This is a genomic window from Campylobacter concisus (assembly GCF_002092855.1).
GTDB classification, from domain to species: domain Bacteria; phylum Campylobacterota; class Campylobacteria; order Campylobacterales; family Campylobacteraceae; genus Campylobacter_A; species Campylobacter_A concisus_AI.
Window position 1 is genome coordinate 182,076 of record NZ_LVLC01000012.1, and the last position, 14,431, is coordinate 196,506.

Annotated in this window: 15 protein-coding genes; 1 reads left to right on the forward strand and 14 read right to left on the reverse strand. The window is 37.6% G+C overall.

Translation table 11 applies throughout. The features are described 5' to 3' along the window. Positions 1 to 7 precede the first annotated feature (7 nt). The 10 genes from A3223_RS05220 to A3223_RS05265 all read right to left on the reverse strand — a co-directional run bounded on the left by A3223_RS05220 (position 8) and on the right by A3223_RS05265 (position 9,179). Positions 8 to 2,197: a RelA/SpoT family protein gene (locus A3223_RS05220; RefSeq protein WP_084109428.1), complete on the reverse strand. Its 2,190-nt coding sequence runs from the start codon at positions 2,195 to 2,197 to the stop codon at positions 8 to 10. After that, entirely contained in the window at positions 2,184 to 2,399 is a 216-nt protein-coding gene (locus tag A3223_RS05225; protein WP_021091717.1) for a DNA-directed RNA polymerase subunit omega, read from the reverse strand. Before A3223_RS05225 ends, A3223_RS05220 begins: the two co-directional genes overlap by 14 nt. Positions 2,400 to 2,417: 18 nt before the next feature. After that, on the reverse strand, positions 2,418 to 3,134 hold the full coding sequence (gene pyrH / locus A3223_RS05230) for a UMP kinase (protein WP_054196984.1): 717 nt from the start codon (positions 3,132 to 3,134) through the stop codon (positions 2,418 to 2,420). A 73-nt stretch (positions 3,135 to 3,207) separates the two neighbouring features. Next, entirely contained in the window at positions 3,208 to 4,428 is a 1,221-nt protein-coding gene (locus A3223_RS05235) for a murein hydrolase activator EnvC family protein (RefSeq protein ID WP_084109429.1), read from the reverse strand. Continuing rightward, positions 4,425 to 5,240, reverse strand: a complete 816-nt coding sequence (locus tag A3223_RS05240) for an FtsX-like permease family protein (protein WP_084109430.1) — start codon at positions 5,238 to 5,240, stop codon at positions 4,425 to 4,427. The genes A3223_RS05235 and A3223_RS05240 overlap by 4 nt, the downstream gene beginning before the upstream one ends. Beyond that, on the reverse strand, positions 5,227 to 5,898 hold the full coding sequence (locus tag A3223_RS05245) for a cell division ATP-binding protein FtsE (RefSeq protein ID WP_084109431.1): 672 nt from the start codon (positions 5,896 to 5,898) through the stop codon (positions 5,227 to 5,229). Before A3223_RS05245 ends, A3223_RS05240 begins: the two co-directional genes overlap by 14 nt. Further along, complete coding sequence (trmB, locus tag A3223_RS05250) at positions 5,882 to 7,069, reverse strand: tRNA (guanosine(46)-N7)-methyltransferase TrmB (protein WP_084109432.1); 1,188 nt, start codon at positions 7,067 to 7,069, stop codon at positions 5,882 to 5,884. Before trmB ends, A3223_RS05245 begins: the two co-directional genes overlap by 17 nt. Next, on the reverse strand, positions 7,069 to 7,494 hold the full coding sequence (locus A3223_RS05255) for a hypothetical protein (protein WP_257639253.1): 426 nt from the start codon (positions 7,492 to 7,494) through the stop codon (positions 7,069 to 7,071). Before A3223_RS05255 ends, trmB begins: the two co-directional genes overlap by 1 nt. Positions 7,495 to 7,600: 106 nt before the next feature. Next, a complete protein-coding gene (locus A3223_RS05260; protein ID WP_180378701.1) occupies positions 7,601 to 8,275 on the reverse strand; it encodes a fibronectin type III domain-containing protein in 675 nt (224 codons plus the stop codon). Then, positions 8,208 to 9,179: an RluA family pseudouridine synthase gene (locus A3223_RS05265; protein ID WP_084109433.1), complete on the reverse strand. Its 972-nt coding sequence runs from the start codon at positions 9,177 to 9,179 to the stop codon at positions 8,208 to 8,210. The genes A3223_RS05260 and A3223_RS05265 overlap by 68 nt, the downstream gene beginning before the upstream one ends. Positions 9,180 to 9,231: 52 nt before the next feature. Between A3223_RS05265 and A3223_RS05270 the strand changes: the two genes are divergently transcribed. After that, on the forward strand, positions 9,232 to 10,338 hold the full coding sequence (locus tag A3223_RS05270; protein WP_084109434.1) for an FtsW/RodA/SpoVE family cell cycle protein: 1,107 nt from the start codon (positions 9,232 to 9,234) through the stop codon (positions 10,336 to 10,338). A gap of 36 nt (positions 10,339 to 10,374) precedes the next feature. Here the strand turns inward: A3223_RS05270 and A3223_RS05275 are convergent, their stop codons facing one another. The 4 genes from A3223_RS05275 to A3223_RS05290 form a co-directional block, all read right to left on the reverse strand. Then, positions 10,375 to 11,652: an aminotransferase class V-fold PLP-dependent enzyme gene (locus A3223_RS05275; protein ID WP_084109435.1), complete on the reverse strand. Its 1,278-nt coding sequence runs from the start codon at positions 11,650 to 11,652 to the stop codon at positions 10,375 to 10,377. A 69-nt stretch (positions 11,653 to 11,721) separates the two neighbouring features. Further along, positions 11,722 to 12,327: a thiamine phosphate synthase gene (gene thiE, locus A3223_RS05280; protein ID WP_084109436.1), complete on the reverse strand. Its 606-nt coding sequence runs from the start codon at positions 12,325 to 12,327 to the stop codon at positions 11,722 to 11,724. Beyond that, positions 12,320 to 13,066 carry a hydroxymethylpyrimidine/phosphomethylpyrimidine kinase gene (locus A3223_RS05285; RefSeq protein ID WP_084109437.1) on the reverse strand — a complete coding sequence of 249 codons (747 nt, stop codon included), beginning with the start codon at positions 13,064 to 13,066 and terminating at the stop codon, positions 12,320 to 12,322. Before A3223_RS05285 ends, thiE begins: the two co-directional genes overlap by 8 nt. Then, on the reverse strand, positions 13,063 to 14,394 hold the full coding sequence (locus tag A3223_RS05290) for an aminotransferase class V-fold PLP-dependent enzyme (RefSeq protein WP_084109438.1): 1,332 nt from the start codon (positions 14,392 to 14,394) through the stop codon (positions 13,063 to 13,065). The genes A3223_RS05285 and A3223_RS05290 overlap by 4 nt, the downstream gene beginning before the upstream one ends. Between the last annotated feature and the right edge of the window lie 37 nt (positions 14,395 to 14,431).

Sequence of the window (14,431 nt, forward strand, 5' to 3'; positions counted from 1 at the left end):
CTTTCTCCTAGTTATGGTATGGATCGCTTTGCGAAACGAAATCTATAATCTTATATCTATCTTTAATCTTCTCTTTTAGCTCGTTTGCATCGATATTTTCGGCTATCTCAACACTTATCTCAAATGTATCACCGCTAAGATCATTTGCTTCATTTAGCGAGATTGTAGCCAAATTTACATCTAGTCTAGCAAGATATGTTAAAAATTCAGCCAACGCGCCTTTTCGGTTCTCAAGATTTAATAAAATTTTATATCTATGTGGGGCATTTCTAGTCCATTTGACAAAGATGATCTCATTGCCCTTATCCATAAGCTTTCCGGCACGCTCACAAAGCTTGTGATGCACTGTCACATTATGTCCATTTTTAAAGCCAACTATACTATCGCCTCTTTTTGGATTACAACAATAGTCAAACTCTACATTTGAAATTTTATGATTTGAATAGATTACGATATTTTCAAATTTCTGCTTTTTAACCTGATATTTATCGCCCAAAGAGATCATAAAAGGACGCTCTTTTTTTATATACTTTTTAAGCATATTTACGACCTCTTGCAAAAATTCACTTTCAGTTGCAGCACGAAAAACTTTTTTGCCTAAATTTTCATGCTCTATCCAGTCTAAAATTCTATCTTTTGAAACGCCAAAAACTGACTTTAAAATATCAACTGCAATTTTATAATTTATATCTTTTATCTTTTGCTTGCAGTACGTTCTTATCGTAGCCCTTGCTTTACCAGTTCGAACGCTATTTATCCACGAACAGCGAAATTTTGCTTCCTCGCCAGTTACGATCCTTACAATATCGCCGTTTTTTAGCTCTGTTAAAAGTGGCATTCTGACGCGATTTATATAAGCTTCTTTTGCGTAAAGTCCGATCTCTGTGTGAATCTCGTAAGCATAATCAAGTGCAGTAGCACCGCGCGGAAGTGTAAAAACCTCACCTTTTGGCGAATAGACTGCAATATCTTCTATATAAAGACTATCTTTTGCATATTCATAAAGCTCTTCGACGTTACTTTCAGCTTCATTGTTTTGCATACCAATGTCGTTTAGCCAGTCAAGTTTTGGATTTAGTAAACTGCCCTCACCATTTTTGTATTTCCAATGAGCTGCGACACCGTATTCGGCGGTTTTGTGCATATCATAAGTACGAACTTGTGCCTCAAAAATACTCTTATTATCAAAAATAGTTGTATGTATCGTTTGATAGCCATTTTGCTTTGGAAGTGCAATATAATCCTTAAATCTCGAAATAAGAGGATTAAAATTTATATGCAAATTTCCAAGCGCAAGATAGCAATCAAGCGGTTTTTGTACAAGAATTCTAATAGCTAGCAAATCAAGCACCTCTTCAATCGAAATACCTTTTCTTTGCATTTTTAAATAGATTGAGTAGTAATGCTTTATACGTTTTTGTATCTCAAAAGTGCCCTCAATAAAGCCATTTTCAAGTAAAATTTGATTTACTTTTTCATAAAAAGCATTTAGTTTAAGGCTAAGTTGCTGTTTATTTTTATTTAAAAAGCTATCGATCTTAGCGTATTCTTCTGGCATCGCATATTTAAAACTTAGATCTTCAAGTATGTTTTTAATCGATGAAATTCCAAGCCTATGAGCGATCGGAGCATAGACCATAAGCGTCTCTTCAGCGATGCGTTTTTGTTTTTCCACCTTTAATGCATCAAGAGTTAGCATATTATGAAGTCTATCACAAAGCTTAACCACAAGAACTCTAACATCCTCAATAGAGATTAAAAGCATTTTTCTAAAAGTTAGCGCCGAGCTTGCTAGTTTTTCGTTACTACTTGAGCTTGCAAGCTTGTTTTCTCTTATAGCAACTATCTTTGTAAGCCCTTCAACCAGCTTTGCCACTTCATCGCCAAATTCAGCCTGAACTTCGCTAAGTGTAACTTCAGTATCTTCAACCACATCGTGAAGTAGTGCAGCTATAACCATACTCTCGTCTCCACCCATATTTGCTACTATTGATGCTACCAATATTGGATGGATTGCGTATGGCTCGCCACTTTTGCGGTATTGACCAGCATGAGATGTGACGCAGCTATCTATAGCTTTGTCTAATTTCTCGCTTCGTTCGCAAAGAGAAAAGAGCAGCGTTATAGCTCCTGAAACATTTTTACAAGGTAAAATTTGTTCTATTAGCTGCTCTAAAAAAAGACTATTTTCCTTCAACTATTGCCTCTAAGCCTATTTTGCCCTCAGCTACTTCAAGTAGTGCAATGTCAGCAAATTTCATCTTTGAAGTATCGGCTTCTACAAGCACTACTGCTCCATTTGCTAGTGCTTCTGCACGCTTTGCTACGATAAGTGAAAGTTTATATCTATCATCACCAACTTGTTTTAACGCTCTTGCTGTTATTTGTTCTGTTCTCATATTTATCCTTTTTAAAATTTATTTTACTACTGAATATAGGGCCGCTTCTTCTTCATTTATTATTTTTAATAAATTTCCAGCCTTAAACATATTACAAACCAAAATCGGTAGTGAGTTATCTTTTGCTAAAGCTATGGCAGTATCGTCCATAACCTTGATATCATCGCTCATTGCCTTTTCATAGTTTAGTGATTTTAAAAGTTTTGCATCTTTGAATTTTTTAGGGTCTTTATCATAAACACCATCAACTTTTGTCGCTTTTATGATCATATCTGAGCCAATCTCAATAGCTCTTAGCGTAGCTGCTGTATCAGTTGTAAAGAATGGATTACCAGTACCTGCAGCAAATATAACGACTCTACCTTTTTCCAAATGGCGCTGCGCACGTCCCACGATAAATGTCTCACAGATCGCTTCCATCTTGATTGCACTTTGTACTCTTACCTCTAGCCCACTTCGTTCTAAAGCTTCACGCATTGCGATCGAATTTATAACAGTTGCTAGCATGCCCATGTGATCGCCACTCGTTCGTTTGATGATACCATCTTTTGCGGCACTCACACCGCGTATAATGTTGCCACCACCGATAACGATGCCAACCTCGATACCATTTTCGACAAGCTCTTTTATCTCATTTGCTATAAATTTAAGCACCGCCGTATCTATGCCAAAACCATTCTCTCCCGCTAAAGCTTCGCCTGAAAATTTAACTAATACGCGTTTTCTTTTACTCATTGTCTTGCTCCTTAAAATTCACGCATTCTAGCCAAAAAGGCTTTAAATTTAGTTAATAGTACTTGCAAAGCGGCTATTTTGAGATCATCTCAAGTGGATCGATATGGTAGTTTCTTTGCGTCACTTCAAAGGTTAGATCATTTCTAACTCGGCCTATAACGTAGCCTTTTTGCACGACTGAGCCGACTTTTACAGTCGGTGCGATCTGGCTTAGGTGAGCATAGATCGTGTGTATACCATTTTCGTTTTCTATAATGACTACATTTTCAAGCATTGGAGTTGCTTTTGCAAAGACCACTTTGCCATTTAGTACGCTTTTGACCTTGGCATCTGGCGTTGTTGAGCGAAGTGTGACTGACTCATTAAAAATTTTGATGTTATATATTGGATCTACGTAATTTCCAAATTTTTGCTTTACAGTGTAGCTATCAAGAGGAGCGATTGTCTTTGCACCTGAATACTTTTTGACCGAGCTTGTTTGATAGCCTCCACCCATTGGCTGGCTCTTCTCACCTTTTTTACTACCTTTGCTTGCAGCTGCTTTTTCTTGTTTTTCTCTAGCAGCACGTGCGGCTTCATCTTCTTGTTTTTGCATGATAGCAAGCTGCTCTAGCGTCTTTCTTAACTCATCTTGCTGGGCTTGAAGCTTAGCTAGCTTTTTGCTATAAATTTCTTTATCTCGTTTTAGTCCGTTTATAGTATTTTTTTGCGTACTTTCTAAATTTTGCAAGTCGCTTTGCTTGCGTCTATAATTTTTTATGCTCGAGTTTATCTCGTTTATCTTATTTGATTTACTTTTTATCTTCTCGATTGTATCTTCATAGTTTTGACTAAGTCTCTCAAAATCCTCTTTTGCAATGGCATTTAGTTTGGTTAAAATTTGAGATGAGATGATACTCTCCTCGCTTTGCTTGCCCTCGGTTGCAGACATCAAAAGATCAAACGATAAATCTTCTGCGATGATCCTTATCATGTTTTGCTCAAGCTCTTTTTGCGTACGCTCTAGCTCTTTGTTTTGCTTAGTTAGATCATCAAGCTCAATAAGTGCTTTTGAAGCATTTGTCTCAAGAACTGAAATTTGACCCTTTAAATTTGTGATATCACCACTTATACCTCGAAGTTTTTTCTCGCCACTTACGATGTCACCAGCCAAATCATCTAGCTTTTTACTAAGCTGCTCACTCATCGCCTGACTTGACCTTAATGAGTTTTTGGAGTCTTTGATCTTCTCTTTGGTATTTGACGCAAAAGCTAGACTAAAAGCTAGCAAAAATATAAAAATTCCTTTTCTCATATCGTGCTTTTTCTAGCCTTACTCATCACTAAACTAACAGCAAAAATACTTAAAAACATAGCCACGCCAAATAAAATAAAAATATCCCTTGAAGGATCAAGACTAGGCAATACCACATCAATACTTGCGGCATTTTCTCTAAAAATTTCAATACCAGGCAAGAAAAAGAAGAATGCACCAACTGCAACGGTAGCGACTAGGCTATCAACCATAGCCGATTTGTAAAGCATAGCTGATTTTAGCCAAAAAGGTGCTCCAAAAAGCGTCATAATCTCGATGCGTTCTCTGTGCTCAAATAGCCAAATTTTAGCCTGCTTTAGCATAAGCATAAGACCTATTACGCAAAGTATCGCCATAAATGCGTACGATATGCTTTTGGCTAAATTTAGTATTTTAAAAACCTTATCATGAGTCTTTGAAAATGTCTCAACCTTTGTGATGCCATCAAATTTTAAAAGTTTTTGCTTTAGCTCATCCATGTACTGCGGTGTCGGAAATTCGCTAAGTTTTAGTGAGTAAAATTTAGGTAGCGCATTTTGCAGTATGGACAAATTTTTAGCAGAGATGTCATTTGAGAGGCGGTCGATGATCTTTTGTGGACTTAGTGGCTCGAGGCTAGCTAGATTACTCACAATCGGCTTTAGAACGGGCTCACTTAACTCTTTGCTTGAAACTATGACGATGTTGTAGTCATTTCCCATGAGTCTTTCATAATCTCTCACAACCTTATCAGCAGTTAGGCTAAACTGCACGGAAAACAAAAGCGCGATCAGCGGCAAGATAAATCCAAGATGATTTTTAAGCGATCTCATGCACACCTCCATTTTCTATGACGAAGTGACGGTATGGGATACGAAGTGTCGATGGGATATGGTGCGTGACAACTACTACGCTCGTGCCTAAAAATTCCCTAGCTGATTTTAAAAGTGACCAGATGACGTCGCTTGAGTATTCGTCTAAATTTCCAGTTGGCTCGTCACATAAGAGCAAATTTGGATTGTGCGCTAGAGCCCTTGCCATGGCAACTCTTTGCTGTTCACCACCGCTTAGCTCCATTGGATATTTGTCAGCTTTATGAAGCATATTTACATGTTTTAAAAGTTTAGCCACTTGCTTTTTGCTCACATTTTGATTGATGCCTTTGATAATGAGGGGCAACATAACGTTTCTTTCCACATTCCATTCATTTATCAAACGATAATTTTGAAATATAATGCCAACTCGCTGTCTAAGTTCACAAAGCCTTTTATCGTCGATGTCATCCATTTGTGTCATGCAGACATTTAGCTCTCCAGCAAGAGGTGAAATTTCTCCATAAAATGATTTTAAAAGCGTGCTTTTTCCACTTCCGCTCTTGCCTGTGATAAAGACAAAATCATTTGCATAAATATCTAAATTGACGCTATTAATTACGATTTCATCGCGTTCATAAGCTAGGCTCAAATTCCTTGCACTAATTATCTCTTGCATCAGCCAAATACTCCTTCAAAAGCTCGTGTGCAGCTAAATTCTCACGAATTAAGATCGGTTTTTTTATAAAATATTCGCTTTTCTCATCGCTTATTTTGATAAAACATTGCTCAGGTTTATTAAATGCTCCAAAAGCAACTTTTAGCAAAATTTCACCCTCATTTATGGTGTAAATTTCTTCAAAATGTAAAAAATAATCCTCTTTTTTGATGATGAAATTTTTGAAATTTTTAATGATATTTTTTACGCTTGTCTTTTCTTTAAAGCTAAAATCTCCAGCTAAAACACTCTCGCTACTTTCAACCTCGCAAGTATAAATGACATCATAAATATCCTTATCTTGGCGTCTCCAGCGGTCTTCGTACTTACTAGTTACCTCTAAATTTCTATTTTTGAAAGCTTCTATTTTTGAGTTTGTAGGCTCTAAAAATTTACTTAAACTAAAGTCGCAATACTCCTTGCTATCAGTCCTTAGCTCAAATTTACCGTCTACTTTTAGTATCCTCTCGCACTCAAGCGCAAACACCGATGAGACCACACGTCTATGCTCTGCTTTATCCCACGGCACTGGAAAGTGTAAAAAGACTCTATCAACTAAATTTGAGCCAATAAGTGAGAGTAAAAGTCTGGCGTCAGTATTGATTAGACGTACGTTTTCTAGGCCATTTGCCCTAGCTAGCTTTGCTACTTGCTCGATGCTTGGTTTATAGACTTCTATTCCGATAACTAGGGCATTTGGATTGTTTTTAGCTTGATAAAGCAAGTGTCTGCCAGAACCAAAGCCGATCTCGATAAAAATCTCTTTAAATTTATCTTTTAGCTCGCAAAATGCTGGCACAAATTCTTCAAGGCTTAAAATTTCACTCACTTTTTTAGTCAAATTTGTCTTTTTTACAGCAAATGCTTGACTGATTACGTCATTGCAATTTTGCTCTTTAAAAAGCTCCAGTGCCTCTTGCAAAAGACCAACTTTAGCTGGCTTTGTAAGCTTCTCTCCCTTTACAACAACGCCATTTTTACCGGGCTTTACAACTAGAAAAAAGCTCTCTTCTTCATTTTTTGTGTAGATGAGCCTCTCGTTTCGCCCATTTGCCTGCCAAAGAAATTTGACTTTGTCATTACCAAATGGAAATGAGAGCTCTTTTAAAGACGAAGCGATGAAATTTGGCATTATTTTATGCTAACTTCTGCTTTTGATGACTTATCAGAGGCGATGCCGTACTCATCGATAGCTACGACGCTGTAAGAATAGCTAGCTCCTTTTTGCACGCTATCATCTCTAAGTCCAGTACCATCTATGCCACTAAAAATTTTCTCACTTGCACCACTTCTATAAACCGTGTACGAACTAGCTCTATCAACTACACTCCAATTTACATTTACTCCGCTACCATCGTAGCTAGCACTAATATTTGGAGTCTTTGGCGCACCAAGTGTTATCCCCACGATTGGCTCTTCTTGTTTTAAACTCTCAAGGCCGTCTTTATCGACTGCTGTGACTATGTAATACCTCGTCGCTGCATTTGTATTTATGAGATCTTCATAGGTGTTGCTAGTCGTTTTTGCCAGATATGTGTAAGGCAAAATTTTACTCACTGTCCTATAAACCTTAAAATAAGCAAAATCCTCAGCTGGCGCGTAATCCCAAGTTAAAATTATCTTTTTTGGTGCATTTTTGGTTGCTTGAAGATTTGTTACCGATTTAGGGTAACTCCTTTGTCGTTGCACTTATGTTTTGGCTTGGTTTTGAAACAACACCTGAAGAAGTTTTAACTAAAATTCTATACTCATAAGACTTACCAGGTTTTACCTCAGTGTCGATATATTCGGCATTTAGTCTGCCATTTACCTCTGCAATTTGGCTAAATTTATTAGCTCCGGCATCACTTCTTTGAATGATATAGCTTGCCACGGTGCTATCAGGATGTGGTCTCCAGATCACTTTTACACGTCCTGGAAGCCCTGTAATAGCTTGTGAAAATGGTACTGAGTCAAGTAGTGGCTTTGTAGTTGCTGTTGCGATTGTGCCAGGTTGAGAGATGGCGTTACTTGAGTAGGTTCTCATTTGGTACGAGTAAGTTGTCTCTGGAGCTAGATTGCGGTCCACATAGTGCGTAGCAAAGCTGTCTTTTATGTTTGCAACTAGTTGCATTTTTGAGTTTGCATCATTTGGATTTGAACGGTAAAGATAGTAGCCAATGACGCTCTCATCGGTCACTGGATTCCACTCGAAGCCAACTTCTGTCATATCTGAAATAGTTTTTAAACTTGTAATCGTAGGCAGTGACATACTTTGCTGAGTCGGTACGCTAGAGCCGCATCCCGCTAAGAAAGCTGCTAAAAATGGTGTCAATATGCGTAGGGCAAATTTTTTCATCAAAAATCTCCTTGGGAATTTTTTTGTAAATTATCTGGTTAAAGTCATCATACGTTTTTGCGGTAAATTCTACCCTTTTGCCAGTTCTTGGATGGATAAAATAAAGCATATAAGCGTGAAGCATAACCCTGCTTATTTTATCGCCTTGGCTCTTAAATCCGTATAAATCATCGCCTAAAATATGGCGGTTTATGCTAGCAAGATGCACTCTTATCTGATGAGTCCTGCCTGTAAAAAGTTTTGCTGCTATTAAATTTATGCCATTTTCACTTAGTAAATTTACAAAGGCGCTTTTTGCAAATTTAGCATCCGCGACGATCGCTTTTTTTAGGCGATTGTTTGGATTTCTGCCGATTGGCTTGTCGATGATGACGTCCTCTTTTAGAGGTAGGTCTGTGAGCGCTAGATAGATCCGCCCCATGCTCTTATCACCTAGCTGCTCGCTTAGTTTTGCGTGAGCGAAGTTGTTTTTAGCGACGACGATAGCGCCACTCGTGCCCTTATCTAGGCGGTGGACGATGCCAGCTCTTACGTCGCCGTTTAAATTTGAGAGCATAAAGCCCTTTTTGTTTAGCCACTCGACAAGTGTCGCCTCTTTGACACTTGGAGCTTGGTGAACGACGATTTGCGGGGGCTTGTTTAGCACTATGAGATCGTCGTCTTCATAGATGATTGGGATGTCAAAATTTACTTCATACTCGTTTTGCACCTCTTTTTTTGGGGCAAAATTTACGCAAACTTCATCATTTTCGCTTAGAGCAAAGCTTGGTTTTGAGACTGGTTTTAAATTTACGCTTACGAGAGAATCTTTTATCAAATTTAAAGCTTGATTGCGTGAAATTTGAAGCTCTTTGGCTACTACAACATCGAGTCTTGAGCTGTTTAAAACGTTAAATTTAACCAAAATCAAAGCCTTGTTTGTGATATAATCTAGCCCAAAAATTAAGGTTTGCTTCTTGATAAAACTAGATCGGCGTATTTTAACACATTTTGATTTTATTCAGCCGTTTTTAATAATCCCAATCATCATAATTTCATATATCCTGGTTTCCGAGGCAAACGATATTTTAGCAAACAAACAACTTATATATTTTGGCATAGGTTTTGCATCATTTTGCGTAGCATTTTTACTGCCCATTAGACGTATCGACTGGATCATTCCGATGTTTTACTGGGTCTGTATCGTGCTACTTTTAAGCGTCGATCTCTTTGGCGTTAGCAAATTAGGCGCTAGGCGCTGGCTAGAAATTCCCTTCGTTCACTTCACACTTCAGCCCTCGGAGCTCATGAAGCCAGCCTTTTTGCTGATGTTAGCCTATCTCATCAAACAGCGTCCTCCAGAGGCTGATGGATACGGAGTAAAAGATTTTTTAAGACTTAGTTTTTATATACTTTTACCATTTGTGCTCATCATGAAAGAGCCTGATCTTGGCACTGCGCTAATACTTTTAATAGTTGGCTACACCATCCTTTTTGTAATCGGCGTAAATAAGAAAATTTGGATCACTATCATCCTTGCGATAGGCTTTTTGGCGCCGGTTTTGTATGAAAATTTACATGGCTATCAAAAAAAGAGGATTCACGATTTTATAGCTGAAGAGCCAAGCTATCACGTCAAACAAAGTATCATCGCCATAGGTAGCGGCGGACTCAAAGGCAAGCCAAAGGACGAAGCGACGCAGACGCACTTTAAATTTTTGCCAATCGCCACTAGTGATTTCATCTTTGCCTACAATATCGAGCGTTTTGGTTTTTATGGTGGATTGTTTTTGCTTGGACTTTATGGAGCACTTATAACACATCTTCTAAGTTTAAATTACGGACTAAAAAACGACTATTTTACACAAGTTACTACCACGGGGATTGCTGCACTTATTTTCGTTTATGTGGGTGTAAATGTCTCAATGACGATCGGTTTTGCACCAGTTGTAGGCGTGCCGCTGCCATTTTTTAGTTACGGCGGAAGCAGCTTTGTTACATTTATGGTGCTTTTTGGAATTTTGCAAAATTTGCTAACTTTTAGATTTGATAGAACTTATAGCTTTATAAAAATTCACTTCTAAAATTTTCTCCACAAATGTCAAGCATATAGTTTTACCCTATCCTTCTTTGTGTTTTTTGATGCAAGAATTTATAGCATTTATAAGATATTTTATATCCTCTTTTGTATGCGTATAGTGAATGCTAACACGTACCCAGCCAGGTTTTGCGTCAAAAATGGCATTATCTTTTAAATTAAGCAAATCATGTCCATACGGCCCAGCGCAATCACAGCCTGCACGCGTTTGTATACCAAAATCACTACTTAGGCTCGCAGCAAAATCATAAGGCGAAATGCCTTTTACATTAAATGCAAAAATGGGCAATCTGTCTAAATTTTCAGGGCAATAATTTATCACCTCATCTATCTTTTCTAGCTCTTTGCAAAACATCTCGCCTAGCTCACATTCAGCCACTTTTATATTATTAAGTCCGATTTCATTTCTTAGCTTGTAGGCTAAATTTGTACGCATTAGCTGCATTATCGGTGGCGTGCCACCCTCTTCTAAATTTTCAACTTCACTAGTAAAAATATGTGATGTCCTGCTTACGTACTTGACTGTGCCTCCTGCTGCAAATGTAGGCAAATTTTTACAAAGCTCTTTTTTGATAGCCAAAAGCCCACAACTCCCAACTCCACCAAGCAGCTTGTGAGGTGAGAGAAACAGTGCGTCAAAATATCTGCAATCAACATTTTCATAAGCACTAAGAGTGGCCACGTCAAGTGCCAAAATGCCATTATATTTTTTAATCAGCGAGTAAATTTTTTTATAATTAGTTTTAACGCCAGTAACGTTTGAGGCGGCACTAAAGCTAGCTATTATCTTTCTTTTTGCATTTTGCTTTAATGTATTCTCAAGCATCGCATAGTCTATCTCATTATTTTCATCAAGCTCTATACGTTTTATATCACAAAGTCCTTCTCTTAAGCTAACTTCAACAGAGTGATGCTCATAAGGGCCAATGATCGCTAATGGCAAGTTTAAATTTCTTAAATTTGCTTCACCGATCAAGGCTCTTGTAGCTGGTGAGATATAAATTCCCATTATTTCCTGAAATTTCTTTATCGCAGCCGTTGCTCCTTGACCAGTCGCGATAAGATAAAAACTATCATCAAGGCCCAATAAGCTTTTTAGCTCAGCCCTTGCGTTTTCATAGCATTTTTGCGTTAGCACTGCGCTTGAACTACTATCTGAGTGAGTATTTGCGTAGGTTTTTAAAAATTTTAAAATTTCATCTTCAATGGGCTTATAAGCAAGACCTGAAGCCGTGTAGTCAAAATAATAAAGACTCTCTTTTAAAATAATATTTTTTCTTACTTCATCGATATTTAGCAATGTTTTCCTTTTTTTAAAGCAGGGATTATAATTAAATTTTCATAAAAAATCTTGCAAAACAAGTATCTTTTAAGGCAATAAATTTCTTTGTAAATTTTCTATATTTTTCTTTATCGTGCCATCTTTATAGATAGCAGATATTAAGGCGATCATGTCTGGCTTTACTCTAGCGACACTTGCAATGTTGCTAGAGTTTATGCCTCCTATGACACACACATTCATTCCCATTTCTTTTGCTTGTGATACAGTTTGAGCCTTGCAAAGTGGCGCATTTGGTTTTGTTGGACTTTTAAACATCGCTCCAAAAGCCACATAGCTAGCACCATTTTGTTTTGCCTTAGTAGCAAGCTCCAAGCTATCATAGCAGCTAACCCCCACGTAAGCGTCATCTCCTAAAATTTCAAACGCCTCTTTTATGCTCGCATCATCTTTTCCCAAATGCACAGACTTCGCCCCTATACGAGATGCAAATAAAACATCGTCATTTACGATAAATCTAGCCCCAAATTTCTCACATAAATTTAAAATTTCACTAGCCAGTCTCTCATTTTTAGGTATTTTTTTAGAGCGAAATTGAAAAAATTTCACCCCACACTCTAAAATTTCTTTAGTGTATTGCAAGGCTAAATTTTCAGGCATCAATACATCGTCGCTAATCGCGTAAATTTCAATCACTTATGCCAACTTTATGATTTAGTAGACGTTTGCCAAATTTTGTCGTAATTGCATTTTTAATAGCATTTAAAATGTATTTTTTGGCTAGTCTTATGGCCTCTTCTTTGGCGTGTCCATTTGCCAGCAAGCAGGTCAGCGCACTTGCAAAGCTACATCCAGCCCCATGCATGATCTCTGGTTTTATTAGTGGCTCTTTAAATTTAAGCACGTCACCATTTTTTTTAAAAAGAGTATCTTCACAAATTTCTGCAACCGTGCTTCGCTTTAAGATCATATCGCAAGGTAAATTTTTGCTATCAAGTTCCAAAACTTTGGCTTCATCGATATTTGGCGTAATAATGTCTGCGAATTTAAAAAGCTCTTTTAAGCTTGCTATCGCGTCATCCTCAAGAAGCTTTGAGCCTGATTTTGCTACGCAAACTGGGTCTATTACTATTCTAATGCCTTGCTTATGAAATTTTTCAAGCCAAGAACCAACGCAAGATATAAGCTCTTTATTAAAAAGCATACCAACCTTTATGGCATCTATGCTTAGCTCTTCGTCTACCATTTTGATTTGTTCATTTAGGTTTGTAGCATTTGTAGCAAAGATATTGCTAACGCCATTTGTATTTTGTGCCGTAAGAGCCGTGATAGCCGTCGCTGCGTAGCAAGAAAATACCTCGCATGTCTTAATATCAGCCTGCACGCCAGCACCACCAACACTATCACTTCCTGCAATGATTAATATATTTTTCATCTATCTCCCATACAACCTGAAATTTTATCAACACTAAAAGGATCATCGACCTTCCAACTACTTGAATACTTCTTAATGCTATTTTTTAATGCATCTACTAAATAATCCACGTCTTGTAGCGTATGCGTATAGTGGAGTCCAGCCCTTACCCAGCCTGGCTTATGGGTAAATAGTGCATCTTCTTTTAAATGAAGCAAATCATGTCCATATGGCCCAGCGCAAGAACATCCTGCACGCGTTTGAATGCCATATTCTTTGCTTAAAACTTTGGCTAATTCATAAGGCGAAACACCAGTCACATTAAAAGAAAATATCGGCAAACGCTTTATGTTATTTGGATGATAGCACGTAAGCTCAGGAATTTCTGCTAGTCTTTTTTCCAAATACTCTCCAAGCTCACTCTCGTTTTCATATATTGCCTCAAATCCTATCTCATTTCTTAGCCTATAAGCCAAATTTGCCCTTATAAATCCTAAAATAGGCGGAGTGCCAGCCTCTTCTAGCTGCTCACTATCTTTTACAAATATAGCATAGTTTTTGCTGACATAACTTACCGTTCCACCACCAGCAAATGTCGGCTCATCTGAGTTTGCAAGTATCTTTTTTATAGCAAGAAGCCCACAACTTCCAACTCCACCAAGCAATTTATGTGGCGATAAAAAAAGAGCATCAAAATAGTCACAATCGATATTTCCATATGCGCTAAAACTTGCAGCATCAAATGCCACAATGCCACCATAAGATTTTATAAGAGTATAGATTTTTCTATAATCGCTCAAAACCCCAGTCACATTTGAAGCCACGCTAAAAGTTGCGATGATCTCACGACCAACATTTATCCTTAAAATTTGCTCCAAATGATTAAAGTCTATCCCCCCATTTTTATCAAGCCTGATACGCTCAACCTCACAAAGTGCTTGCCTAAAGCTTATCTCATTTGAATGATGCTCATAAGGGCCAAGCACCACAAGCGGAGAATTTTCATCTGGCTTTAATGAATATCTTTTTTTTAATGCTGGCGGCGCATAAATTCCTAAAATTTCTTGAAATTTCTTTATCGCACCGGTAGCTCCATTGCCACAAGTAAAAAGATAAAAGCTCTCATCAAGTCCTAGCAGGCTTTTTAATTCACGTCTTGAATCTTCATAAATTTGAGCAGTTTTATAAGCATTTGATGAGCTGATAGAGTGCGTATTTGCATATGTTTGAAGCATTTTTGCCATCTCATCTTCGATAGGTTTATAAGCTAGCCCTGAAGCTGTAAAGTCAAAATAATAAATACCATTTTTTAAAATTATATTTTCTCTAATATGCTCTAAATTTATCAAACCACAACCCTTGTTTTTTGCGTATCATTATAGATTA